General features: G+C 47.5%; 17 protein-coding genes. 12 read left to right on the top strand and 5 right to left on the bottom strand.

Annotated features, from left to right (window positions below):
* Positions 1-190: 190 nt before the first annotated feature.
* The 3 genes from HMPREF1548_RS29280 to HMPREF1548_RS28155 all read left to right on the top strand — a co-directional run bounded on the left by HMPREF1548_RS29280 (position 191) and on the right by HMPREF1548_RS28155 (position 6,399).
* Positions 191-2,098, top strand: a complete 1,908-nt coding sequence (locus HMPREF1548_RS29280; RefSeq protein ID WP_021640296.1) for an acyl-CoA dehydrogenase family protein — start codon at positions 191-193, stop codon at positions 2,096-2,098.
* A 27-nt stretch (positions 2,099-2,125) separates the two neighbouring features.
* Positions 2,126-3,340 carry an FprA family A-type flavoprotein gene (locus HMPREF1548_RS28150; RefSeq protein WP_021640297.1) on the top strand — a complete coding sequence of 405 codons (1,215 nt, stop codon included), beginning with the start codon at positions 2,126-2,128 and terminating at the stop codon, positions 3,338-3,340.
* A 278-nt stretch (positions 3,341-3,618) separates the two neighbouring features.
* Entirely contained in the window at positions 3,619-6,399 is a 2,781-nt protein-coding gene (locus HMPREF1548_RS28155; protein ID WP_021640299.1) for a glycoside hydrolase family 3 protein, read from the top strand.
* Positions 6,400-6,434: 35 nt separating this feature from the next.
* On the opposite strand, the gene HMPREF1548_RS28160 is transcribed toward HMPREF1548_RS28155, so the two are convergent.
* The 4 genes from HMPREF1548_RS28160 to HMPREF1548_RS30765 form a co-directional block, all read right to left on the bottom strand.
* Positions 6,435-7,178 carry a DeoR/GlpR family DNA-binding transcription regulator gene (locus tag HMPREF1548_RS28160; RefSeq protein ID WP_021640300.1) on the bottom strand — a complete coding sequence of 248 codons (744 nt, stop codon included), beginning with the start codon at positions 7,176-7,178 and terminating at the stop codon, positions 6,435-6,437.
* 78 nt (positions 7,179-7,256) lie between these two features.
* Entirely contained in the window at positions 7,257-8,045 is a 789-nt protein-coding gene (locus HMPREF1548_RS28165; protein WP_021640301.1) for a triose-phosphate isomerase, read from the bottom strand.
* 12 nt (positions 8,046-8,057) lie between these two features.
* Positions 8,058-8,693: a dihydroxyacetone kinase subunit DhaL gene (gene dhaL / locus HMPREF1548_RS30760; protein ID WP_021640302.1), complete on the bottom strand. Its 636-nt coding sequence runs from the start codon at positions 8,691-8,693 to the stop codon at positions 8,058-8,060.
* Positions 8,694-9,701 (bottom strand): dihydroxyacetone kinase subunit DhaK, encoded by a 1,008-nt coding sequence (locus HMPREF1548_RS30765; protein ID WP_021640303.1) that lies wholly within the window; start codon positions 9,699-9,701, stop codon positions 8,694-8,696.
* 814 nt (positions 9,702-10,515) lie between these two features.
* Between HMPREF1548_RS30765 and HMPREF1548_RS28180 the strand changes: the two genes are divergently transcribed.
* The 7 genes from HMPREF1548_RS28180 to HMPREF1548_RS28210 all read left to right on the top strand — a co-directional run bounded on the left by HMPREF1548_RS28180 (position 10,516) and on the right by HMPREF1548_RS28210 (position 19,125).
* Positions 10,516-12,507, top strand: a complete 1,992-nt coding sequence (locus HMPREF1548_RS28180; RefSeq protein ID WP_021640305.1) for an alpha/beta hydrolase family protein — start codon at positions 10,516-10,518, stop codon at positions 12,505-12,507.
* Between the two features lie 26 nt (positions 12,508-12,533).
* Positions 12,534-13,037, top strand: a complete 504-nt coding sequence (gene rpiB / locus HMPREF1548_RS28185; RefSeq protein ID WP_051358502.1) for a ribose 5-phosphate isomerase B — start codon at positions 12,534-12,536, stop codon at positions 13,035-13,037.
* A 191-nt stretch (positions 13,038-13,228) separates the two neighbouring features.
* Positions 13,229-14,590, top strand: a complete 1,362-nt coding sequence (locus tag HMPREF1548_RS28190; protein WP_021640307.1) for an MATE family efflux transporter — start codon at positions 13,229-13,231, stop codon at positions 14,588-14,590.
* A 290-nt stretch (positions 14,591-14,880) separates the two neighbouring features.
* Complete coding sequence (locus HMPREF1548_RS28195; RefSeq protein ID WP_021640309.1) at positions 14,881-15,708, top strand: DNA adenine methylase; 828 nt, start codon at positions 14,881-14,883, stop codon at positions 15,706-15,708.
* Positions 15,709-15,717: 9 nt separating this feature from the next.
* The gene (locus HMPREF1548_RS28200) at positions 15,718-16,527 is read left to right on the top strand and encodes a DNA-methyltransferase (RefSeq protein ID WP_021640310.1); all 810 of its coding nucleotides are present in this window, start codon (positions 15,718-15,720) and stop codon (positions 16,525-16,527) included.
* A 396-nt stretch (positions 16,528-16,923) separates the two neighbouring features.
* Positions 16,924-17,601 carry a GntR family transcriptional regulator gene (locus HMPREF1548_RS28205; protein WP_025487502.1) on the top strand — a complete coding sequence of 226 codons (678 nt, stop codon included), beginning with the start codon at positions 16,924-16,926 and terminating at the stop codon, positions 17,599-17,601.
* A 27-nt stretch (positions 17,602-17,628) separates the two neighbouring features.
* Positions 17,629-19,125, top strand: a complete 1,497-nt coding sequence (locus tag HMPREF1548_RS28210) for an alpha-L-arabinofuranosidase C-terminal domain-containing protein (RefSeq protein WP_021640312.1) — start codon at positions 17,629-17,631, stop codon at positions 19,123-19,125.
* Positions 19,126-19,182: 57 nt separating this feature from the next.
* On the opposite strand, the gene HMPREF1548_RS28215 is transcribed toward HMPREF1548_RS28210, so the two are convergent.
* On the bottom strand, positions 19,183-20,385 hold the full coding sequence (locus tag HMPREF1548_RS28215; RefSeq protein ID WP_035324378.1) for a MalY/PatB family protein: 1,203 nt from the start codon (positions 20,383-20,385) through the stop codon (positions 19,183-19,185).
* Positions 20,386-20,669: 284 nt separating this feature from the next.
* Between HMPREF1548_RS28215 and HMPREF1548_RS28220 the strand changes: the two genes are divergently transcribed.
* Both HMPREF1548_RS28220 and hemA read left to right on the top strand, forming a co-directional pair.
* Positions 20,670-23,279 carry an FAD-dependent oxidoreductase gene (locus tag HMPREF1548_RS28220; RefSeq protein WP_021640314.1) on the top strand — a complete coding sequence of 870 codons (2,610 nt, stop codon included), beginning with the start codon at positions 20,670-20,672 and terminating at the stop codon, positions 23,277-23,279.
* 96 nt (positions 23,280-23,375) lie between these two features.
* Positions 23,376-24,536 carry a glutamyl-tRNA reductase gene (gene hemA / locus HMPREF1548_RS28225; RefSeq protein ID WP_021640315.1) on the top strand — a complete coding sequence of 387 codons (1,161 nt, stop codon included), beginning with the start codon at positions 23,376-23,378 and terminating at the stop codon, positions 24,534-24,536.
* Position 24,537: the final 1 nt, after the last annotated feature.

Genomic DNA, 24,537 nt, shown 5'->3' on the forward strand with positions numbered 1-24,537 from the left:
AAAAAAGTCAAGTATTGCCGCTGTAAAAATGGGGAAAAGCACGGCAATCGGAAACATATCTGCCGTACCTTTGGCAGTAAATATATAAAGACACTGTGACCTGACAGTCACGAATCACTTGGGAACTGTACAGAATTATATTTATACAGACAGTTCCTTGCCATCCAAACACATAAAGGGGGAACTAAGTATGCTTTATCAAACAACACAGGAGCATGAAGCGTTCAGACAAAAAATGAGGGAGTTCGCGGAAAGCGAAGTAAAACCAATAGCGTTTCTGATGGATCAGAATAATGAATTTCCAACGGAAGCGGTAAAGAAGCTGGGGGAAATGGGACTGATGGGGATTCCATATCCCAAGGAATACGGCGGCGCCGGGCTGGATGTGCTCAGCTATGCAATCGCGGTGGAGGAGCTGTCCAGAGTGGACGGCGGGACAGGAGTCATTCTTTCCGCACATGTATCCCTTGGTTCCTGGCCTATTTTCGCCTTCGGCACGGAGGAACAGAAGCGGAAGTATCTGACGCCTCTGGCAAAGGGGGAGAAAATAGGCGCATTCGGCCTCACCGAACCCAACGCAGGCTCTGATGCGGGCGGAACCGAGACAACTGCCATACTGAAGGGTGATTATTACCTGCTGAATGGTGGAAAGATATTCATAACGAATGCGCCGAAAGCATACACGTACGTAGTATTCGCCGTGACCACCCCGGATATCGGAACCAGAGGAATTTCTGCATTTATCGTAGAAAAAGGCTGGGAAGGCTTTGAATTCGGAGATCATTATGATAAAATGGGTATTCGGTCCTCATCCACTGCAGAATTGATATTCAACGATGTAAAGGTTCCCAGGGAAAACCTTCTTGGAAAGGAAGGACAGGGCTTCAAAATCGCCATGGCTACGCTGGACGGCGGACGCATCGGAATCGCCTCCCAGGCGCTGGGGATTGCACAGGGTGCATTTGAACATGCGCTGGAATATTCCAAAGAACGCGTACAGTTCGGAAAGCCCATCTGCCAGCAGCAGATCGTATCCTTTAAGCTGGCGGATATGGCAACCAAGCTGCGCTGCGCCCGTTTCCTTATCTACAGCGCGGCAGAACTGAAGGAACACCACGAACCCTATGGTATGGAAGCGGCAATGGCGAAGCAGTATGCTTCCGATATATCCCTGGAGGTGACCAATGACGCCCTGCAGATATTCGGAGGAAGCGGCTATCTGAAGGGAATGGAAGTGGAGCGCGCCTACAGGGATGCGAAAATCACTACCATATATGAAGGAACCAATGAAATCCAGCGCGTTGTCATCGCCTCCCATCTGATCGGAAAGATGCCCCGGGAAGCGGGCGGTCCTGCGAAAATCATGAAGAAACCGGCCCCGGTTACCGGTTACCGCAAAAAAATGATTTTAAAGGAAGGCAGCGCCCAGGAAAGAGTTGCAGCCCTTGTTGCGGCCCTTGTAAAAGACGGTTACGATTTCAGCGTGGGAATTCCCGCGGACACCCCGATACCGCTGGCAGAAAGAGTGGTTTCCGCCGGAAAAGGCATCGGCTCCAGGGAAAATATGAAGCTTATCGAAGAACTGGCAAAACAGGCAGGCGCGGCCATCGGCTCCTCCAGGCCGGTAGCCGAAACCCTGAAATACGTGCCCCTGAACCGCTATGTGGGCATGTCCGGCCAGAAATTCACAGGCAACCTCTATATTGCCTGCGGCATTTCGGGGGCCGTACAGCACCTGAAGGGCATCCGGGACGCCTCCACCATTGTGGCGATTAACAAGAATGCCAACGCGCCCATTTTCAAGAACTGTGATTACGGAATCATCGGGGATGTCAATGAGATTTTGCCGCTTCTTTCGGAAGCGCTTAATAATGGAGAAACCAAGAAGCCGGCACCGCCCATGGTTAAAATGAAACGGCCGCTGCCTCCCAAACCGGCGGCAATCGGAAAAACCTATGTGTGCGGCGGCTGCGGCTATGAATACGATCCTGCGGCAGGAGATCCGGACTCGGACATCGCTCCGGGCACACTATTTGAAAAACTGCCCGCTGACTGGGTTTGTCCGGAATGTGCGGAAAGTAAGGATATGTTTATGTAGGCTACGGCCAGAAGGAGGAAATAGAAAATGTATTGTGTCAGAAATGTAACGGAAGATCTATACTGGGTGGGCGCCAATGACCACAGACTTACCCTTTTTGAAAATATTCATCCCATTCCCAGAGGCGTTTCCTATAATGCTTATCTGCTTTTGGATGAAAAAACGGTGCTGTTCGATACTGTAGACTGGTCCGCCTGCAGACAGCTGCTGGAAAACATGGACTATCTGCTTCAGGGAAAAGAGCTGGATTACCTGGTAATCAACCATATGGAACCGGATCACGGCGCATCCATCGAAGAAATCCTGCTCCGCTACCCCAAAGTAAAAATTATCAGCACCCCCAAGGCCTTCATGCTGATGCGTCAGTTCGGCTTTGACATTGATAATTATGAACAGATTGAAGTAAACGAGGGCGATACCCAGAGCTTTGGCAGACATACGGTAACCTTTGTCAATGCCCCCATGGTGCATTGGCCCGAAGCCATGGTCACCTTTGATGTGACAACCGGAGTCCTCTTCTCCGCAGATGCTTTCGGCTCCTTCGGCGCCCTGGACGGCAAGCTGTTCAATGATGAAGTGGACTTTGAAAGAGACTGGATCGACGACGCAAGACGCTACTACACCAATATTGTAGGCAAATACGGCGCTCCCGTCCAGGCCCTCCTCAAGAAGGCCTCCGGCCTGGATATCAAAATGATCTGCCCCCTTCACGGTCCCGTATGGCGTTCCAATGTAGCATATTTTATCGAAAAATATGACCGCTGGAGCCGCTACGAGCCGGAAGAAAAAGGCGTAATGATCGCCTACGCTTCCATGTACGGCAATACAGAAGTCGCCGCACAGGCGCTGGCAGCGAAACTCTGTGAAAAAGGCATGACAAATGTAGTTGTTTACGATGTTTCCAATACCCACGTATCCCAGCTCATTTCCGAGGCCTTCCGCTTAAGCCACATCGTGCTGGCCAGCGTAACCTACAACCTGGGAATTTATCCTGTAATGCATAATTTCCTTTCCGATATGAAAGCCCTCAACCTCCAGAAACGTACCTTCGCCCTCATCGAAAATGGATCCTGGGCCTGCAAATCAGGAGACCTGATGCAGAAATTCATCGAAGAGGAAATGAAAAATATGACAGTCATCAACGAAAGACTGTCCCTTGCTTCCACCCTCCACCCCGATAAAGCTGTAGAACTCGATACCCTCGCAGACGGAATCATCGAATCCATGCAGCCCGAGGCATAACCAGACAAAACAGTATAATGTAAATCCCCAATCCCCCGCGTCAATCCTCCGACACTATGCCGGCATGCCGCGGGGGATTTGACATACCTGTCAGCCTTTCCTTCACGCAGAAATAAAGCCAGGCCCCGTCGCAGAAGAAAGAAGCTGTACCGGATTTATCCCTCCCCTCCCATGTCAAAAAGATACACATAACACGTAAAGATTTTAAGGTATTCAACCGAAAGCAGGATATGATATACTAAAAGCACCAACGACAAAAGAAAGTAGGTAGAAACTTCATGAGTAAGAAATTAATTGGCGTTCCCCTTGAGGGATTTGCACAGCTTTGCCGCGAGGCGGCGGCCCAGGGAGCGGTCCTGCTGAAAAATGAGGACCATACACTGCCGGTTACCGATGGAGAATGCGTATCCGTTTTCGGCAGAATCCAGAAGGACTATTACCGGAGCGGCACAGGATCAGGAGGCGCGGTAAACGTACCCTATGCCACGAACCTGCTGGACAGCCTGCGCCAGTGTGACAATTTGAAGATAAATGAGGAACTGGCGGGCATTTATGAACAATGGATTCAGGAAAATCCTTTTGATGACGGAGGCGGAGGTTGGACAGCGGAGCCCTGGAGCCAGAAGGAAATGCCGGTAACAGAGGAGCTTGTAAAAAAAGCTGCACAGAAATCCGACAAAGCGCTGGTAGTCCTGGGCAGGACAGCTGGCGAAGGCAAGGACTATGAGGATACGGAAGGCGGCTACCGCCTGGACGCCGCGGAAAAAGAACTGCTCGCCATGGTGACCAGACATTTTAAAAAGACCGCCGTCATTCTCAACGTAACCTGTGTCATTGACATGAGTTTTCTGGAGGAAGCCTGTGAAAATCCGGTCACAGCCATTCTTTATGTATGGCACGGCGGACAGGAGGGCGGAAATGCGGCCGCCGATGTGATTTCCGGCAGAGTTACCCCCAGCGGAAAGCTGGCGGATACCATTTGTTACAGCCTGGCGGATTACCCTTCCACAGCCAATCACGGCGGAGCGCTTGAAAACATTTACCAGGAAGATATTTACGTAGGCTACCGCTATTTTGAAACCTTCGCGCCGGACCGTGTCCGCTATCCTTTCGGCTTCGGGCTTTCTTATACCGATTTTTCCGTGATGCTGCAGGAAGCGCATGTGAAAAACGGAAATATTACCGTGAAAGCCAATGTAAAAAATACGGGCAGCCGTTATTCCGGCCGGGAAGTGGTACAGGTTTACTTCAGCGCTCCCCAGGGAAAGCTGGGACGTCCCGCCAGGGAACTGGCGGCATTTGCCAAGACGGGACTGCTGGCTTCGGGAGAAGAGGAGGAGCTGCTTCTTACATTCCCCATCGCGTCCATGGCGGCCTATGATGACGGCGGTTATACCGGAAACAAAGCCTGCTATGTGCTGGAAGAAGGCTGCTACCGGATTTATGTCGGCACCAGCGTCCGCGACGTGGCGCCGGTTATGGTAGACGGCGCGGAAGGCTATGAGGTTGCCGGACTTACGGTAACACAACGCCTGGAAGAGGCCTGCGCTCCTGAAAAAGAATTTATCCGCCTGAAACCGGGAGCATGTCAGGGCGGCATCTATGAAAAAACAGGACAAAAAGTACCTACGGTAACAGTTTCCCTGGCAGAACGCATCCGTGCCAATATGCCTCCCACGCTTACCAGGACCGGCAGCCGGGGAATTCAGCTTAAAGACGTACTGGATAAAGCGGAGTCCATGGAAGCCTTCATTGCCCAGCTGACACCCGAGGAGCTGGCAACACTGGTACGCGGGGAAGGAATGTGCAGCCCCAGGGTAACGCCCGGCGTGGCCTCCTGCTTCGGCGGCCTGAGCAATTCTCTGCGTGAAACCTATGGAATCCCGATTGCCGCCGCTGCGGACGGCCCCTCCGGTATCCGTATGGATGTGGGCGCACAGGCAACTCAGGTGCCTATCGGAACACTGCTTGCCTGTACCTTTGACACAAAGCTGGTGGAAGAACTCTATGTAATGGAAGGGAAAGAGCTTCTGCGCAACGAGATCGACACCCTCCTGGGGCCTGGCATCAATATTCACCGCAATCCGCTCAACGGCCGGAACTTTGAGTATTTTTCAGAGGATCCCCTTCTTACGGGAAAAATGGCGGCAGCCAATATCCGCGGCATTATGCGCGGCGGTTCCAACGCCACCATGAAGCACTACGCCTGCAACAGCCAGGAAAAGGAACGGAGCAAGGTAAATGCTGTGGTTTCAGAAAGAGCGCTGCGTGAAATTTATCTGAAGGCCTTTGAAATTGCTGTCAGGGAAGGCGGAGCCAATTCCGTGATGACCTCATACAATCCGGTTAACGGTCACTGGAGCGCCTCCAATTATGATCTGAACACCACAATCCTCCGTAAAGAATGGGGCTTTGAGGGGATTGTAATGACCGACTGGTGGTCAACGATGAACGACTGCATCCTCGGAGGAGCGGAAAGCAGGGAAAATACGGCGGCCATGGTGCGTTCTCAGAACGATCTGTACATGGTTGTGGACAATCTGGCTGCGGAAAATAATCCCATGGGTGACAATACCCTGAAAGCCCTGGGAAAAGGCGAATTGACGCTGGGTGAGCTTCAGCGCTGCGCGGCAAATATCTGCCGCTTCCTGATGAAGGCCCCCGTCATGGAAAGAGCCCTGCTTCCTGAGGAAGAACCAGAACTGATTCCGGCACGTACAGAAAATGGCGAAGCTTCCGGAAAAGCCGCGCTTCTGAAGGATTCCTGCAGGCTTGCCACCCCCATGAACGAGCATGTCCTGTTTGCCGTGGAAGAAGCCGGCGTATATCACGTACGGATACAGATGAAGACGGATAATCCGGATTTCCGCGCACAGTCTGCCTGCAATGCCAGCCTGAACGGCATCCGTTTCATGACGCCTCAGCTCAACGGCACGAACGGTGTTTCTATTGTCCGGGAAATGGGCGACGTAAGCCTGGAAAAAGGATATTATGATCTGTGCCTGACACCTACCAAGATGCCGGGAATTACTGTAGAGTGGTTTGAGTTCTACAAATAAAATAAGAACCTGCGGCGTGGCCGCAGGTTCTTATTTTATACAATATGCAGTTCAATGCCGGCATCTTCAATTAAATGAATCCATTCTTCGGAGATTCCTGAATCTGTGATGATTATATCTATTTCGGACATTGAGGCGAAGAAAGCCGTACGTATCAGTCCCAGTTTGCTGGAATCTACCAGCAGGATTTTTGTAAGGGAAGAACTGATGACAGCTCTTTTTGTTAAAACCTCATAATTATGAGCACAGGTGATTCCAAGCTTTTCATGAACGCCGGAAGCGGAAAGGAACAGCTTTGTAGCCCTGTGGCTTTTAATTAAATTATTGGCCTCAGGGGATTCAAACATCTGATCCTTCGGATGATAATATCCGCCAGGGAATATAATGGATACATCATTTTTCTGGACCAGCTGGGATAAAATATAGTAATTATAGCAGAGTATAGTCAGTCCCATGTTTTCCGGGATATATTTGGACATCTCACCGGTAGTGGTACCATTGTCAATAATAAGAATATCACCTGGGGAGATGAGGGAAACTGCGAACTTGCCAATCCGGTTTTTTTCTGCGGAATATTTGGCGCGTTCCTCAGAAAGCTTATATTCATGCTCAATATTATTGATGTTGTCCAAACGGTTATTGCTTTTGATACAACTCAAATCCCTGCGGATTGTCATTTCGGATACATTCAGAATGCTTGCCAGGTTTTTGACGGAAAGGTTTGGCTGTTCATTCAGCAATCCGAGCAGTTCGTTCAGACGACGCTCTTTTTTATTCATGCTGTTTTTTTCCTTTGTTTAACTTGATTTTCCTCATTATACCAAATACGGAAAATTGTGTAAAGTTATGATAATTATTCAACGAAGTAACAGGACCTTATCTATTGCGCTTCTGATAAGAGAGTTAAAATCAGCTGCATTCCAGGCGCTTCTTCCTACAAACAGTCCGTCTATATCGGGTTGCAGTATTAAGTTGTCCGCATTGGACGGGTTTACACTTCCTCCATAAAGAAGAGGGATTGCATATCCGTTATCTCCAAAAATTTCACAAAGAGTTTTTCGGATTACGGCATGTTTCTCTTTGGCATATTCGGCAGAAGCAGGCTTGCCGTCTGCACCGATAGCCCAGACAGGTTCATAAGCAACCATAATTTGTCCGCACATTTTATCAGAAACCCCATAAAAACCGGTTTTGAGTTGTATTCTTAATACTTCATCACTAATGCCATATTGCTTATCTTCGCCGGTTTCTCCTATACACAGGAGTGTTTTAAAACCGTTTTTTAAAGCGGTACAGACTTTGCGGTTAATCATTTCATTGCTTTCGCCAAATATATGGCGACGTTCCGAGTGTCCTAATTCAACGATACTCAGTCCCAGCTCACGGAGCATTAACGGGGAAATTTCCCCTGTGAACTGCCCCTGCTCTTCCCAGCACATATTCTGGGCACCTAGAAGGATTTGCGCCTGGCTGACGGAGCATACCGCTTCAGAAAGTGCAGTGTAAGAAGGAATGACAAACAGTTCTGCACAATTTCGATCGATGTCAGATGTCAGCTGTTCGAGTTCCTTCAGGTAGGAAACAGTATCTGCGACTCCCTTGTACATTTTTAAATTTGTCCCGAAATATACTTTTTTAAATGACATATCCGGTCCCTTCTACAGCGTCAGCAGATAGTCATGCATAGCTGTGAAAATAATTGAAACAGAAGTAGCGCCGGCATCCTGGTAGCCAATGGCCCTCTCCATGAGAGACTTGGCGCGTCCGAATTTAGCCATATACTTTTTGGTGTTTTCTACCCCTTCGGCGGCAGCATTTGCAGCAATATTAAGCAGGGAGATCAAATCCTCCTGCTGTGCGTTTTCCATGGCTATTACGGCAGGCTCAAGGGCATCTACCATGGTCTTATCACCTACGGCGGCCTTCCCTCGAGTCTTAATTGCTTCAAGCGACCCGCGGAAGATTCTGGTAAAGTTGCTGCAATCCAGTGTATATATGGGAGAAAGCCCTTTTACTCCACCAAGAAACATGGAACCAAAAATCACGCCGGAGGCCCCGCCCATGGAATTGAGCATTGACATTCCTGTAGTTTTGAAAACCGTGTTAACATCCGGGAAGGGGCGTTTTTCGCGCAGTGCGGCGGCCGCTTTTTCCATGCCTCCAGCCATACCGATACCATGGTCGCCGTCACCAATTTTACTGTCTACTTCCGTGAGATATGGCTTGCTTTCTATAATTGCCCGGCAGGCTGCAAGAATCATATCTGTTGTCTGCTCTGTTGTGATTTCCTTCATTTATTTAATTTCTCCTCTCGCATAATAAGGTGAAAAACAAGGTGCGCTGTAATATTTTTTCAGCTCATCATCCAGACGAAGCAAAGTGATGGAAAAGCCACCCATTTCCTGGCAGGTGCACCATGACTTTATCTCTGAATCATAAACCTGTAGGCCATCCTTTGCCATCAACTGTGCCAATTCGTAATAGGCAATGTTCAATTCCAGCAGTGTAGTGGAGCCAAGGCCATTTACAAGCACAGCCACTTCATCGCCGCTTTGAAGAGCCATTTCAGCTTTGATTTCAGAATATAATCTTTGGACAAGCTGGCTTGCGGTCTGCATTTGTGTCCGTTCAATCCCCGGTTCGCCATGGAGGCCCATGCCAAATTCAATTTCTGTTTCCCCCAATTCAAAGGTAGGTTTGTCAAGGCCTGGAATGGAACCTGGCGAGAGCGCAAGCCCTATTGTGTTAATATTATCTCTTGCCTTTTCGGTGATCCGTGTTACTTCCTCTAATGAAAGCCCTGCGTCACAGGCGGCACCGGCTATTTTTATGACATAGACGTCACCGGCAATGCCACGGCGATCTTCAATTCTTTCTTTAGGCGCAGAAGCACAGTCATCCCATACCCTGATATGCGCTGTGGGGATATCATCGAATTCACACAATTCTTCTGCCATATCGAAATTCATATTGTCTCCGGCATAGCATCCATAAATGAAAAGGACGCCCTTACCCTGGTTTACTGCCTGTGCTGTTTCATATATCAGCTGAGGATTCGGTGAAGCAAAGATATTTCCGCAGGCGGCTGCATCAGCAAGTCCTTCCCCAACAAATCCGGCAAAGAGAGGTTCATGGCCGCTGCCGCCTCCGATTAACAAGGAAACCTTATCCTTTCTTCTGTTTTTAAGCAGAATTCCATGCCGGTTATCCGGCAGGCTTTCATAGTACCTGGAATACGCGGAAAGGTAGCCTGAGAGCATTTCCTCCACGACATCCGAATCAGCATTCATAATTTTTTTCATATGGTAACCTCCTGTTTCTGCTTTCCGCAGACACCCCTTTGCCAGACGCTGCAGTTCATCCGGCAGGTCATTGATTATTATAAGTAATTTCTAAAATGTGCACAGTAACAACTTAATTCTGCAGTTGGTAAGAAAAAATAAAACGAATGAAGCCTCTGTCGTTTGATTTTATTATACTACGCTATCACAAAATGTCTATAAAAATGTTATTTTTTGTTACAAACTAACAAAAATAATAAACAAAATTGTTGATAATAACAAGAAACATAAAATGTAAAATGTGAGCACTATTTTGTTAGAAAAAGTAACATTCTGTATGCTTTGTATAAAAATATGGTGATAAAAATGCAAATATGAAGAAAATATATAATATTTTTGGTCAAAATTAATAAGTAAATTGAATTTGGAAAAACAACAAACAATAATGATGAAGTAACAAAAAATATCAAAAATGTTAACTTTATTAACAAAAATAGAATTTCACCAAGTTGCGCGGAAAACATATTTGTGGTAATTTACAGTTAAGACAAAGCCGTGATGTATAAAAATGATAGAAATGTTAGATGTAACATTTGAGAAAAAACATTTTTATCCCCAAAATAACATGCCGAGTTAATGTATAGCTGTGTTCATGCATATGTTTTGGGAAAATCAGGCAAAAGTGAGATCAAAAGTGAAGGAGGGCTGAGGGGGAACATCATGGGAAAAGGATAGATGACAGAAAGGTAACATTACAGTGAATTAAAGACAGAAATTGATTTTAACATTAACTATGCGGCAAAAACATTTTTCATCAAAAAGAGAGGGTTCAGGAATGGCGAAATTAAACAGAAAGCTTTATGTACGCGTATTTGCGGTAGCGGTTCTTATCTGCCTTATCAGTATGGTAGGAGCTCACGTTGTAAATACAAATTTTGGTTCTATTGAAGTTACTGATTTAAATATTGACGACAGCAACGGAAATAACATTGCCTGCACAATATACCGTCCTAAAACAGCGACTTCAGAAAATCCGGCGCCCTGCGTTGTTACGCTTCACGGAAGCTATGACAGCAAGGAAACTCAGGATTATACGTGCCTTGAGCTGGCGAGAAGAGGGATTGTGGCAATTACTATGGACTGCGATGGGCATGGTGATTCAGCCAATTATAAGACTAATCCGATGGATGCATTTTTTATGGTAACAGCAAATCCTGGCAGCAATTTTGAAGATATTACAACAAGTCCGGGGTCTGGCATGTGTGATGTGGTAAATTATGTATATAACAGTCTGTCATTTGTTGATAATTCACAGATTGGAATTACCGGACACTCACTGGGGGCTAAAATGGCCAATGCCTGCCTGGCATACAATAAAATTCAGGAATATCAGGGCGGAGTCAATCAGGTAGCAGCAGTATTTCTGATGGGGAACCAGCAGTTAGCCGTAGATGGAGTGTGGCTTGATCATCTGAATTACGATCCGGATGATACGCCGGACAGCGGAGATGAAATCCCGTTGTATTATGATGTTGATTATGGGGTAAATGCCGGTAAATACGACGAAAATAATTACTCTACGCCGGATGCCGGTGCACCTAAAAATTTTTACAGATCTGCTAATGCTAGAACTTTGATAAATGAACTTGATAATTATAATCTGGGAGACGGAGAATCAGTAGAGGTAGGAAAGATTTATAAAGGAACCGTTCAGAACAGTGATGAGGAATATATCCGTGTATTATATACGCCTTCTGAGACACATATTCTGAATCATTATTCCCTGGCAACCACGGCGAATCTTGTTGACTTTTTCCAGAATGCTTTTACAGCACCTAATCCGATTAATAACTCAAATTTAACAATTCAGTTTAAATGGATGTTTAATACACTTGGCGTAATAGGATTTTTTATGGCAGTGGTTTCCTTTGGCTGTATTCTGCTGACTACTGATTATTTCAGCACGCTTACAGTGAAAAAGGAGGATGAAATATATATTCCGGCAGCTCCGAAGGGGGCAGGAAATGTGACTCTTTACTGGATACTTCTGATAGCAGGGGCAGCAATACCGGCGTCATTTATGTTGAAGCTGGAATCCTGGATTGGTGGTCATCTTGGGGAAATGGGAATTTCCAGATGTCTGTTCGGAACAAAAATATGGCCTCAGGGCCTGACCTTGGAACAGGGGATGTGGACGGCCAGTGCTGGCCTGGTTGGGCTGGCATTGTTCTTCCTTGGATATTGGCTTATCGGAAAGAAAAACGGGGTGAAACCGGAACAATGGAACCTGAAGATCAGCCTTGCAGGGGTTGGAAAGACTGTACTTCTTGCAGCTGCAGCGGTAGGAATGGGCTATGCTATCACACTGCTTGCAAAATACTTTTTCCAGGTGGATTTCCGGCTGATGAGCTATGTCATAAAAGTGCCTACCAGTGATGATTTCCTGGTTGCGCTGAGATTTATGCCGCTGTTTGCTATTTTCTTCTTCGCAAATGCGCTGTGCCAGAATCTGAGCAATATGGTAGCCGGACGTAAGGAATGGCTGAACATCCTTATCTGCTGTGTGGCAAATATTATTGGTCTTGCAGTTATCTGGATTATCCAGTACTCCGTATTTATCAGCACAGGTGTACTGAAACTGAATGGTACGAGAGTTATGCTGAGCTGGCCTCTTTTTATCAACCTGTGTATCTGCACGATCGTAAGCAGAATCTTCTACAAAAAGACAGGAAAGGTGTACATAGGTGCACTGATTAACACCATTATGTTTGCAGTCATTGCCTGCGCGAATACAATGACATTGGTCTGCAATAACTGGTGGTTCTGAAATCCATAAGAAAGGCGGTTGCTGAAATGAAAAGCTTTAAAGTCATTATCGGCTGTGATAATGCAGCGGTTGAATTAAAGGAAGTTGTGAAGGAATTTCTTGATAAAAACAGGGTTCCCTATGAAGATATGGGGTGTGATTCGCAGGAGGATCCTACGGTTTATCCGGAGATTGCCAGGCGGGTATGCGAAAAGATAATGGACAGTGGTTATCAGGACAGGGGTATCCTGATCTGCGGCACAGGTATCGGAATGGCAATATCCGCAAACAAGTTTCCCGGAATCAGAGCAGCCGTATGTCATGACATCTTTTCCACGGAAAGATCGGTTCTCAGTAATAATTGCTCAGTCATGTGTATGGGAGAGCGTGTAATTGGAAAGGAACTGGCTAAAAAAATGGTGGGAAAATGGCTGAGCCTGGAATTTGTAGATGGAAGTTCGACACCGAAGGTAAATGCCATTAAAGCAATTGAGAAAGATACAATGCTTGAGCCGGAACATATAGGCCACACAGAAAAGAAAATCGGATAAAGCAAATACTTAAGCTTATCCTGCCCCCGGGCGTACGGATCATCACCGTACGCCCTTTTTACATATTATTGGAATTAGCTTTGGATTACGCTCTTAGTTACCTGGTACAAGAAAATAGTCTGGGCAATCCCCCCTGGATATGATAAACTGTCAGAAGACAATGAATAATCAGAATCACATGGAGAAAAACAATGCAGACCAGAGATATGACTTCCGGCCCGCCGGCCCGGCTGATACTTCAGTTCGCCCTTCCTTTGATGCTGGGAAACGTATTTCAACAGTTTTATACCTTTGTAGACACCATGGTGGTGGGACAGGCGCTGGGAGTCGGCGCCCTTGCCGCACTGGGAGCTTCGGAATGGCTGACCTTCCTTATGTTCGGGCTTGTACAGGGAGTGGTACAGGGCTTTTCTGTTGTAATAGCCCAACGTTTTGGGGCAAATGATGAAGAGGGCATGAAAAAAGCGGTGTCAGGTGCCATGTTTCTGTCATTGGGGATGGCGGCTGCGTTTACTGTACTGGGGCAGCTGATGCTCAGGCCTGTTCTGGTGCTGCTGCATACGCCTGAGGAAATCATGGGACTGTCTCTTGGCTACCTGAGGATTCTTTATGGAAGCCTGCCGGTAGCCTTTGCCTATAATCTTCTCGCTGCCATACTACGTGCGGTGGGAAACAGCAAAACACCACTGCAGGCGATGACCGTTTCCTCCTTCTGCAATATAGTGCTGGACATTCTTTTCGTATTTGGATTTCATCTGGGAATCCCCGGTGCAGCCTTTGCAACGGTGCTGTCTCAGGTCCTTGCGGCCCTCTTTTGCTTTATAAAGCTGCAGGGAAGCGGTCTGCTCTCCGGAGAGCAAAGCCTGCTTTCCCTGAAACAGGAAACATGCCGGCCTGACCGCACTATGCTGAAGGAACAGCTGAAACTGGGACTTCCCATGGGGCTTCAGAATATGATAACGGCATTGGGCGGATTAATTGTCCAGTCAGTTATCAATGGCTTTGGTGTTGTTTTCATCGCAGGCTATACGGCTGCCAATAAGCTGTACGGGCTGCTGGAGATTGCGGCCTCCTCCTACGGATATGCCATGTCCACTTATGCGGGACAGAATCTGGGAGCCGCCAGATTTGACAGAATCGGCAGGGGTCTTAAGGCAGCCGGCCTCATCGGGACGGCGACAGCGCTTATTATGTCGGCAGTTATGATCCTTTTCGGCAGGCCGGTTCTTGGCTGTTTCCTGACCGGGGACGGTGCGGCGGCAGCGGCGGCGATGGAAATCGGATATCACTTTCTTCAGGTGCTGGCCCTGTTTTTCCCTCTACTTTACATTTTATATATAATCCGTTCCTGTATCCAGGGGCTGGGAAATTCGGTGCTGCCTATGGTATCCAGCATTGCCCAGCTGGTGATGCGTACCGGCTGCGCCCTGCTGCTGCCGCCGCTGATCGGGCAGTCGGGAGTTTTTTATGGAGAGGTCTGTGCCTGGATAGGAGCTGATTTAATTCTGGCATGCAGCTATTTTTACTGGATGGAACGGCTGCGCAGGCTGTGAAGCGATATGGAAGAAACCCAAAGAATACACATAAGGAAGAGGCGGTAACCGTTCCATTGCCTGAACCGTTACAGTGAACCATTACAGCGAACCGTTACAGGAAGCAAACATCCAAGCAAACGATGTAGCATATGCTATGACTTGGGAGCGGAAGCAAACGATGAAGCAAACGTTATGATTTGGGTTGTTATTTTTCCGGCTTTCTTCTATAATAAAAAGGCGCGCAAACGGCATCTGCCCGGAACGCGCCGGAAAACAGAAGGTACGCAGGAGAAGCGAAGGAATACAGCATGAATATATCACCCATCGCGCCGTTCATCAAATGGGCGGGCGGTAAACGGCAGCTGCTGCCGCAGATCAGCGCAAGGCTGCCAGAAAATTATCATACCTATTATGAGCCTTTTGTAGGGGGAGGAGCGGTTTTGTTCGCTCTTTGCCCTGAATGTGCTGTCATTAATGATATCAACGGTTCTCTTGTGAATTTATACAGACAGATTAAGCTAAGCCCTGAAGCCATAATTGATGCGGTGGAACAGCTGGACGGGGAAGCGGAGACGGACCGGAAGGTTTTTTATTACGCAAAGAGGGCCGCATATAATGAAAAAATGATGAAGGGTGAATATGATGTGGAGCTTGCCGCCCTGTTTCTCTATATAAACAAACACTGCTTTAACGGCCTTTACCGTGTCAATGAAAAAGGCCTGTTCAACGTCCCCTTCAATAACAGCAAGGCGAAATCCTGCAGCCCGGAAAATATACGGGAGGTTTCAGAATACCTGCAGAATGTCACGATTTTACAGGGAGATTTTGAGGAGTCCTGCAGGGATGCAGAGCAGGGGGATTTTGTGTTCTTTGACAGTCCCTATGCGCCGCTGAATCCATCCTCCTTTGAATCCTATACCAAGGAAGGTTTTGACGTGGAGAGCCATGAAAGGCTGGCCCGGCTGTTCCGTGAACTTACGGAAAGAGGCTGCAGCTGCATGCTGACGAATCACAACACGGTTTTTATCAATGAATTGTACGAGGGATTTACAAAGGAAGTGGTACAGGTGAAACGCAACATCAACTCCGATGCAAGCAAACGTGTGGGAGAAGAGATTATTATAACAAACTATTAGGACAGGTACATGGAAAAATTACTGCATACCAGGCAAAAGCCATATTATGAAACAGAAAATGAACAGCTCTATCTGGGAGACAGCTTCCGGCTGCTGCTGAAAATGGAACCGGAAAGCGTGGATATGATTTTTGCTGATCCCCCGTATTTTTTAAGCAACGACGGTGTTACCTGTCAGGGCGGGAAAATGGTTTCGGTGAATAAGGGGGAATGGGATCAGGGAATGGACTGCGGCTCCAAGCATGCCTTTAACCGCAGGTGGCTGCGCCTGTGCAAAAAGGTGCTGAAGCCGGACGGTACCATCTGGATTTCAGGAACGCTCCATAATATTTATTCCATCGGCATGGCCCTGGAGCAGGAGGGTTATAAAATCATCAACAACATCACCTGGCAGAAAACCAATCCGCCGCCGAATCTGGCCTGCCGCTGCTTCACTCATTCCACGGAAACCATTCTCTGGGCGCAGAAGGCGGATCGGAAATCCCATCACCTTTTCAATTATGAGCTGATGAAGGAGGTAAACGGCGGCAAGCAGATGAAGGATGTCTGGACCGGGAGCCTGACCAAATCCACGGAAAAAAAAGAAGGAAAGCATCCCACCCAGAAGCCTGAATACCTGCTTGAAAGAATTGTGCTCGCATCCACGGCGGAAGGAATGCTTGTTATGGATCCCTTCTGCGGCTCCGGAACCACAGGAGTGGCAGCCAAAAGGCTGGGCAGAAAATTCATCGGGCTGGAGATGAGGGAGGAGTACCTGGAAATCAGCAGGAGGCGTTTGGAGAAAACTGACGCAACCCCAGGAGCAGACGGCGCCATTTGAGGCACATAATATCCAGCCAGTGATTCCAGCAGAAAACCGTTCATGGATAATCCCTCATGGAAGATTGCTCATCGAAATTCTCCCATCGAAATCCATTACACTGGTACTATGTAGCTGTTCGGTTCTATCACAGCTGAAAAAATATATCTTATTACAGCTGCCGGCATTCCATTTCAGGAGAGCCGGCAATTTTTATGCTGGTGCAGCATATAAGCTACAGGCATTTCCAACCAGGGCTTCTGCCGCTGCTTCTTCTCCGGTTGGTTAGCTGCGGCCATCATATATGCTTAATTCCGCAGAAAAATTGTTGAAAGAACTTGAAAAATTATGAAAAAGCAGATATGATAATGTTAGAAATATTACTGATATGATTAATATAAGGAAAGGAAGATGACTATGCAGCTGGCAGAAGACATAAATTTTACAACGGAGAAGAAAGAACTTTTATCCGAAAAAATCCATGATGAAATTCTTGAACTCATTATTAAAAATGCGTCGGAAGAGGAGCAGGTGCTGAATGAAAAGAGGCTCGTTGAGCTGTTTGGCGTCAGCAAGGCGCCGGTAAGGGAGGCGCTGATTAAATTGTGCAGCGAAGGAGTGCTGCGCAATGTTCCCCGCTACGGCTACGTGGTAGTAAAAATGAAGGAAAAGGACGCCAGAGATATTACGAAGCTACGCTGTATTTTGGAAACGGAAGCCCTGAAGGCCGGTTTCGACAATATTATCCAGTATCATCTGCCTGATATCAAGGCCCATATAGATAATACGGCGCGGATGCAGCTGGAGCCTGTGGATGTATGGAGGGTTTGGGAGGATAATGAACAATTCCATTTGCTTCTGGCATCCTATGCGGACAATCAGCTTCTGATGAAATTCCTGAAGGAAAGCCTTGGCATCCAGAAAAGGATTTATGCCCAGTTTTCCTGGAATAAAAAGCAGAGTATGGATGACTGCTTTGATGAAGAGCCGCATGTGGGAATTTACAGGGCGCTGCAGGATAAAGACCTGGATAAGGCGCTGGAACTGTTGCGGAGAGACATTTCGTCCTCACTGGAAAATCGGATGCCGGGCTGACGCACACAGCAGGAAGGAGAGAATTTTATGAAGGTATTTCTGAATCCCGACCGTGAAATAGGCCGGCGAAGCCCCATGCTTTACGGACAGTTTATTGAACATTTCCATCGCCAGATTTACGGCGGTGTCTATGATCCCCAGTCTCCGTTCGCGGATGAAGATGGCTTCAGGACAGATGTGCTGGAGGCAATGCGGCGGATTAAAATGCCCATTCTGCGCTGGCCGGGAGGCTGTTTTGTATCCTCCTACCACTGGAAGGACGCGGTGGGAAAAGAAAGGCAGCCTTTTTTTGACAAAGCCTGGCGTGTGGAGGATCCGAACTCCTTCGGTACGGATGAATACATAAAGCTGTGCCGGAAAACAGGCTGTGAACCTTACATTTGTACAAATGCAGGCACGGGCACCGCAGAGGAAATGAGCGACTGGGTGGAGTACTGCAATCTGGAAAATGAGGGGAAATATGCGAAATGGCGTATTGAAAACGGCTATGAGCAGCCTCATAAGGTTAAATACTGGAGTATCGGCAACGAGAATTACGGTTTCTGGGAAATCGGTGCGAAAACAGCTTCCGAATGGGGAAGGCTTGTAAAAGAAGCTGCAAAAATGATCAAGCATGTAGATCCCACTACCGAACTGACGGCAGCGGCTTTGACTGATATTCACTGGAATATTGAGCTTCTTGAAAACTGCGGTGAATTTCTGGATTGGATTTCCATTCATGAATACTGGGACGGTATCCATCAGACGAACGATTATGCCAATTATGAACAGGTAATGGCTTACACGGACCGGCTCGGACATTCCATTGATGAGGTCCGCGGCCTGTTGACGGCGATGAAGCTGGATAAGAAGATTAAGATCGCTTTTGATGAGTGGAACTTAAGAGGCTGGTATCACCCAAATGTCCATACCATCAAACAGGGGGTAACCAGGGAAGAATATCTGTATCCCAGGGATAAAAACGATGATAATACGAAATATACCATGGCGGATGCCGTATTTACAGCCTGTTTCTTAAATGAACTGAACCGGAACTGCGATATTGTGGGAATGGCTAATTTTGCTCCGGTGGTAAATACCAGAGGCTGTATATATACCTGTCCTGAGGGTATTGTCCTTCGTTCAACTTATCATGTGTTTGATTTGTATGTGAACTATCTGGGAGATATTGTCCTGGATACCTGGTCGAAGGAAACGCCGTCCATGAAAGTAAAAGCCAAGGATGGCCGTGAGCTTTCGGTTGATGCTCTGGATATTGTGGCAACAAAATGGTCCGACAGGCCAGGGCTTGCGATTGCGGCTGTGAATAAGGAACCGGAAGAATCGCTTACGTTATCTTTGAATTTTCATTCTGCCAAAGGAAACGTGAAGCTGTTTACCATCAGCGGAAACAGTACGGAATCCTACAATGATATGGGGCACGAAGAGGTACGGATTGAAGAATCAGAGGCCGGAGCGTTCAGAATGGGAATGGAGATTGCCTTGAAAGCGCATTCCGTAAATGTGATTTGGATTGAAGAATAAATGGATTGTCAGTACAGGCCGGCAGCAGAAATGCGCCGGCCTGTGCCTTTTAGGGACTCAGCCTTTGTTAAATACATACTTATCCAGCCGATCCATAGCTTCCACAACAAGAGAATGCGGGACTGCAAGATTTATACGGATTGCATAAGGCCTGTGAAAGGGCCGTCCGTCCTGCCAGATAACGCCGACGCTGATACCCGCTCTGATAAGCTCATCCATGGATTTATGATGCTCTTCACACCATTTTTCACAATCCAGATATAACATATAGGTTCCCTGCGGCCTGGCGAGTTCGACACCTTTAAAATGTTCACATATATAATGGTAAGCATAATCCACATTTTCAGTGAGTACCTGACGCAGTTCGTCCACCCATTCATACCCTTCCGGCTGGTAAGCGCCGATTAGGGCGTGCATGGAGAGAACATTCATGCTGTTGTAGTGGGACAGCTCCGATTGCTTTTTGACCCGATCGCGCAGGTATGGATTATAAATAATATGGTAGGAGCCGATCAGCCCGGCAAGGTTGAAGGTTTTGGAAGGAGCATATACAGCAATGGTTCTGTTTCTTGCATCCTCGGATACAGATTGTGTTGGAATATGCTGATATCCCTCCAGGGTCAAATCAGACCATATTTCATCGGAGACAACAACGCAGTTATTTCTTGCATAAACGTCCATTGCTTTTTCAATTTCCTCACGGGTCCATACACGTCCGCAGGGATTATGGGGAGAGCAGAATACGGCAAAATGAATATGATACTGCTTCAGCTTTTTATCCATGTCTTCATAATCCATACGCCAGATGCCTTCTTCGTCACGGACGAGGTCACTGTGGATGATTTTGCGGCCGTTGCTTTCCAGGGCGCCGGTAAAGCCGACATATGTGGGCGCATGGAGCAGCACTGCTTCACCGGGAGCCGTAAATGCCTGTGCGGCTGCACAAACGCAGCCAAGGACGCCGTTTTCATAGCCAATAGCGTCTTTTGTAAGGCCTTCCACGCCATTTCTTTTGTTTTGCCATTCTATAATTCTTTCATAATATTCTTCTCTTGGATCAAAATAACCGAAGGCAGGGTGCTTTGTACGCTCAATAATTGCATCCTGGATGGTGGGGACTGTGGCATAATTCATATCGGCCACCCACATGGGGATTTTGGAAAAGCCCTCCTGTACTTTGGCATCCGGGAACGGAATAATGTCTACGGCGATGGAATCCTTCCCCTGCCTGTCAATAATTGAAGTAAAATCGTATTTCATTTTCTTTTTCTCCTGTCGTACAATTTTGTAATTTAAAACTCCTAACGTTAGTTTACTATTCCGGACAGCCTTATTCAACATCCAATTTAAATAAGATGCAGAAAGAGTGAACAGCAGGGATAATTGATAAAAAATTATTATGAATACCAATAAATATATTATTTTACATTATCCAGTCAATCCTTTATTATTAAAATAGTGCGGCCGAAAACCGATGGCATAATTCGCCGCATAAACTCATAACTGAGAATACATAAAAAAGATACAACGGGGAGAAAATCAGCATGAATTTACTAGTTATCGGCGGAGTTGCTGCCGGAACCAAAGTGGCGGCAAAGGCAAAAAGAGTAATGCCGGATGCGAAAGTTACGATTGTTACCAAAGGAAAGGATATTTCTTATGCAGGCTGTGGTCTGCCTTATTATGTCGGAGAGCTGATTGAAGGAAAGGATCAGCTTATTGTTAATACACCGGCAAAATTTTCAGCACTCACAGGCGCGCTTGTACAGACAGAGCGGGAAGTAACAAGGCTGGATGTAAAAGAAAAGAAGGCGGTGGTCCGGAATCTACGTACAGGCGGCGAGGAAATTTATACATATGATGCATGCGTTATTGCTTCAGGCGCTTCTTCCATAGTACCTCCGTTCATAGGAGTAAATCTTCCGGGAGTATTTACCATGCGTACACCGGATGATGCAATTGAATCCAGAGAATATATGAAGGCCAATCAGGTAAAAAAGGCAGTGGTTGTAGGCGGCGGATTTATCGGTCTGGAGGTTGCGGAAAACCTTCTCGCGCAGGGAGTAAGCGTGACGGTAATGGATATGGCGCCCCAGATTATGCCGGGTTTTGATCCTGAAATGGCGGATTATGCGGTGCGCCACCTTGCCAAAAAAGGAATCAGGGTGCTTACCTCCACTAAACTGGAAGGAATCACCGGAACGCTGAAAGCAGAAGGCGTTCAGACCGATAAAGGGCATCTGCCTGCCGATATGGTGATACTTTCCATTGGCATCCGGCCTAATACCGGATTTTTGCAGGATACCGGAATTGAAATGTTCAAGGGAACGATTCTGGTAGACGAAAAGCTGCGCACTAATGTCCCGGATGTATATGCGGCAGGGGACTGTGCTATGGTGACAAACCGGCTGACCGGCGCAAGGCAGTGGTCTCCTATGGGTTCCTCCGCCAATATGGAGGGGCGTACGCTGGCGCTTGCGTTAAATGGTGAAGAGGTAAGCTATCCCGGGGTTTTGGGAACAGGCGTAGTCAAGCTTCCCGGGCTGAACGGTGGACGTACCGGCCTGACGGAGGAAGCGGCTAAGGCGGCCGGTTATGATGTGGAGACCGTGCTGTCAGTGACAGATGATAAGGCTCACTATTATCCGGATTCCTCATTTTTTGCAGTTAAGCTGATTGCGGACAGGAAGAGCCGCAGACTGCTGGGACTTCAGGTATTGGGGCCGGGAGCGGTGGATAAGATGACGGATATCGCTGTCATGGCGATCACCTTTGGAGGAACGCTGGAGCAGATGACCTCTCTGGATTTGGCCTACGCACCTCCGTTCTCCACAGCTATCCATCCCTTTACGGCGGCGGTACAGATCCTGCTGAATAAAATGAATGGTGTTATGGACAGCTTTACGCCTGCTGAATATATGGCCGGTGCGGCGGATGATTACAGGATCATAGATGTAAATCCCGCCGGTCCCACCATACCCGGAGTGACCTATGTGGACCTGACTGCTGTTGATGCTCAGGTGCTTGCCAACCCTCGGGGAGAAATCCCGGGATTAGGAAAAGATGAAAAGCTTCTGCTTGTATGTGCAAAGGGCAAACGTGCCTACCTGCTTCAGAACAGGATGAAGCACTATGGCTATACCAATACCAGGGTGCTGGAAGGCTCATCCTTCTTTAATGTAATCAGGACAGGAAATGCGGCGGGACAGGTAACGGTTTCTCCGGAAGAAATCACCCGCGTGAAAGCCCTGGGGTGTCTGCATAACAAAGGAACCGATAATTTCAATGTGCGTGTGATTACCAGAAATGGTAAAGTTACCGCAGAGGAAAACCGAAGAATTGCGGATGCGGCAGCCAGGTACGGCAGCGGAGATGTAGTTATGACTACCAGACTTACCATGGAAATTGTCGGAGTGCCTTATGATAAGCTGGATGAGCTTCGGGATTTCCTGGCGGAAGGCGGTCTGGAAACGGGCGGAACAGGCTCAAAGGTACGTCCCGTTGTATCCTGCAAAGGCACCACCTGCCAGTATGGACAGCTGGATTCCTATTCATTGTCAGAGAAAATACATGAGCGCTTTTACCATGGCTATCATGAGGTAAAGCTGCCCCATAAATTTAAAATTGCTGTCGGAGGATGCCCGAATAATTGTGTAAAACCTGATTTGAACGATTTTGGTATTGTAGGACAGCGGATTCCCTCTTATAATGTAGATATCTGCCGCGGATGCGGGAAATGCCAGGTGGAGGATATTTGTCCTATGGAAGCGGCCAGAGTTGTGGACGGCAAGCTGATTATAGACAAAGAAAAATGTAACAACTGCGGACGCTGTGTTGGAAAATGTCCATTCAAGGCAGTGGACGATGGTATCTATGGTTATAAGGTATATATCGGCGGACGCTGGGGAAAGAAAACTGCGCATGGCAAGGCATTGTCGAAGGTATTCACAGGTGAGGAAGAGGTTTTGGCCGTACTGGAAAAGGCAATCCTGCTTTTCAGGGAGCAGGGAAAGACCGGGGAACGCTTTGCGGATACGGTAAACAGAATCGGCTTTGCTGAAGTAGAGGCCCAGCTGCTGGGAGATGAAATCCTTTCCAGGAAGGATGAAATAATCGGAGCTCAGCTGCATTTAAAGGGCGGAGCTACCTGCTAAAACAGGAGCTGAAGAAAAAACTGGGAAGGGGCGGAATATTCCGCTCCTTTTTGAGAAAAAATACTTGGCCGTATATTCGGCGAAACGGAGAAGGAAATGGAATGTATCAGTATCAGCTTTAAATCTGCGCCGGAGGAGATACGCCGGATTTTCGTATTTACCCAGGAGGAAAAGAAACAGCTTCTGGAGCAGGCTGAGCAGGCGGTACTGCTTGCAACCTGTAATCGGACGGAGATTTATGCCACCGGAAAAGAATCGCTTTTTCCGGTATTGGAAAGGCTGCTGGCGGAGAAAAGCGGTATGGAGGAGACAGAGCTTCGCCGGATAGCAAAACGTTTTCAGGGGAAGAAGGCGTTGGAGCATCTGTACAGAGTTACCTGCGGTATGGATTCCATGGTGCTGGGGGAGGATGAAATTTTAGGTCAGGTCAGGCAGGCCTATCTTTTTTCCTGTGAGGAACACAGGACAGGATATGAGCTGAATACGGCTTTTCAGGGGGCTTTGGCCTGTGCAAAAAAAATAAAAACAGAAACGGACATCTCCAAATCCTCTGTATCCATTGCAACTTTGGTTTCCAATGAAGTATTTCGGACGGAAAATGCAATAATGAGGGAAGAAGGCGCACAGAGCGGCCGGGAAGAAGGGCTTCGGGTTCTGTTAATAGGCGGTAGCGGGAAAATGGGAAGTATCATCCTCAAAAATCTGCTTGACAGAGGGAGTATCCATGTTTATGCCACAAAAAGGAATCACAGTGTAACGGACAGGGAACGCAGCAATCTTACTGTGGTGGATTATGGGGATAGGTACCGTTTTCTGGAGCAGGCGGATGTGGTTATATCCTCTACGGAAAGCCCGCATTACACGATTACCGCAGGAAAGGCCGCAGAATTACTGAAGGATGGCCGTGAACGGCTTTTTATAGATATTGCGGTGCCTGCGGACATTGACCGGGAAATAAGTGCGCTTCCGGGCTGCCGTTTGATTGCTATTGATGATTTCAGGGAACTGGCAGGCCGGAATAACCTGCGCAAGCAGCAGGCGATTGCGGATGCCGGAGAACTTATGAGTGAAGAACTGGAAACGCTATACAAGACACTGGCGTTCCATGAAGCGGCAGGGCAGCTGAATAAATGGAAGGAAAGCTTTGCAGGCTGCGGTCTGGACAAAATACTTTTTTTCCTGAGAGATAATCTTGATTCCGATTCCTTTCAGGCAGTGCTGGAGGCCTTTGGAAAAGCGCAGGAAGGGCGGAATTGAT

It is taken from the genome of Clostridium sp. KLE 1755, from assembly GCF_000466465.2.
Lineage (GTDB): Bacteria > Bacillota > Clostridia > Lachnospirales > Lachnospiraceae > Eisenbergiella > Eisenbergiella porci.

What these genes read in the sequence shown, in the direction of transcription:
- HMPREF1548_RS28155 (WP_021640299.1), top strand. Translation starts at nt 3,619, where the DNA reads ATGAGTAAGAAATTAATTGGCGTTCCCCTTGAGGGATTTGCACAGCTT.
- HMPREF1548_RS28220 (WP_021640314.1), top strand. Translation starts at nt 20,670, where the DNA reads ATGAATTTACTAGTTATCGGCGGAGTTGCTGCCGGAACCAAAGTGGCG.
- hemA (WP_021640315.1), top strand. Translation starts at nt 23,376, where the DNA reads ATGGAATGTATCAGTATCAGCTTTAAATCTGCGCCGGAGGAGATACGC.
- HMPREF1548_RS28195 (WP_021640309.1), top strand. Translation starts at nt 14,881, where the DNA reads ATGAATATATCACCCATCGCGCCGTTCATCAAATGGGCGGGCGGTAAA.
- HMPREF1548_RS28150 (WP_021640297.1), top strand. Translation starts at nt 2,126, where the DNA reads ATGTATTGTGTCAGAAATGTAACGGAAGATCTATACTGGGTGGGCGCC.
- HMPREF1548_RS28160 (WP_021640300.1), bottom strand. Translation starts at nt 7,178, where the DNA reads ATGAATAAAAAAGAGCGTCGTCTGAACGAACTGCTCGGATTGCTGAAT.
- dhaL (WP_021640302.1), bottom strand. Translation starts at nt 8,693, where the DNA reads ATGAAGGAAATCACAACAGAGCAGACAACAGATATGATTCTTGCAGCC.
- HMPREF1548_RS28180 (WP_021640305.1), top strand. Translation starts at nt 10,516, where the DNA reads ATGGCGAAATTAAACAGAAAGCTTTATGTACGCGTATTTGCGGTAGCG.
- HMPREF1548_RS28215 (WP_035324378.1), bottom strand. Translation starts at nt 20,385, where the DNA reads ATGAAATACGATTTTACTTCAATTATTGACAGGCAGGGGAAGGATTCC.
- HMPREF1548_RS28210 (WP_021640312.1), top strand. Translation starts at nt 17,629, where the DNA reads ATGAAGGTATTTCTGAATCCCGACCGTGAAATAGGCCGGCGAAGCCCC.
- HMPREF1548_RS28190 (WP_021640307.1), top strand. Translation starts at nt 13,229, where the DNA reads ATGCAGACCAGAGATATGACTTCCGGCCCGCCGGCCCGGCTGATACTT.
- HMPREF1548_RS28200 (WP_021640310.1), top strand. Translation starts at nt 15,718, where the DNA reads ATGGAAAAATTACTGCATACCAGGCAAAAGCCATATTATGAAACAGAA.
- HMPREF1548_RS28165 (WP_021640301.1), bottom strand. Translation starts at nt 8,045, where the DNA reads ATGTCATTTAAAAAAGTATATTTCGGGACAAATTTAAAAATGTACAAG.
- rpiB (WP_051358502.1), top strand. Translation starts at nt 12,534, where the DNA reads ATGAAAAGCTTTAAAGTCATTATCGGCTGTGATAATGCAGCGGTTGAA.
- HMPREF1548_RS29280 (WP_021640296.1), top strand. Translation starts at nt 191, where the DNA reads ATGCTTTATCAAACAACACAGGAGCATGAAGCGTTCAGACAAAAAATG.
- HMPREF1548_RS28205 (WP_025487502.1), top strand. Translation starts at nt 16,924, where the DNA reads ATGCAGCTGGCAGAAGACATAAATTTTACAACGGAGAAGAAAGAACTT.
- HMPREF1548_RS30765 (WP_021640303.1), bottom strand. Translation starts at nt 9,701, where the DNA reads ATGAAAAAAATTATGAATGCTGATTCGGATGTCGTGGAGGAAATGCTC.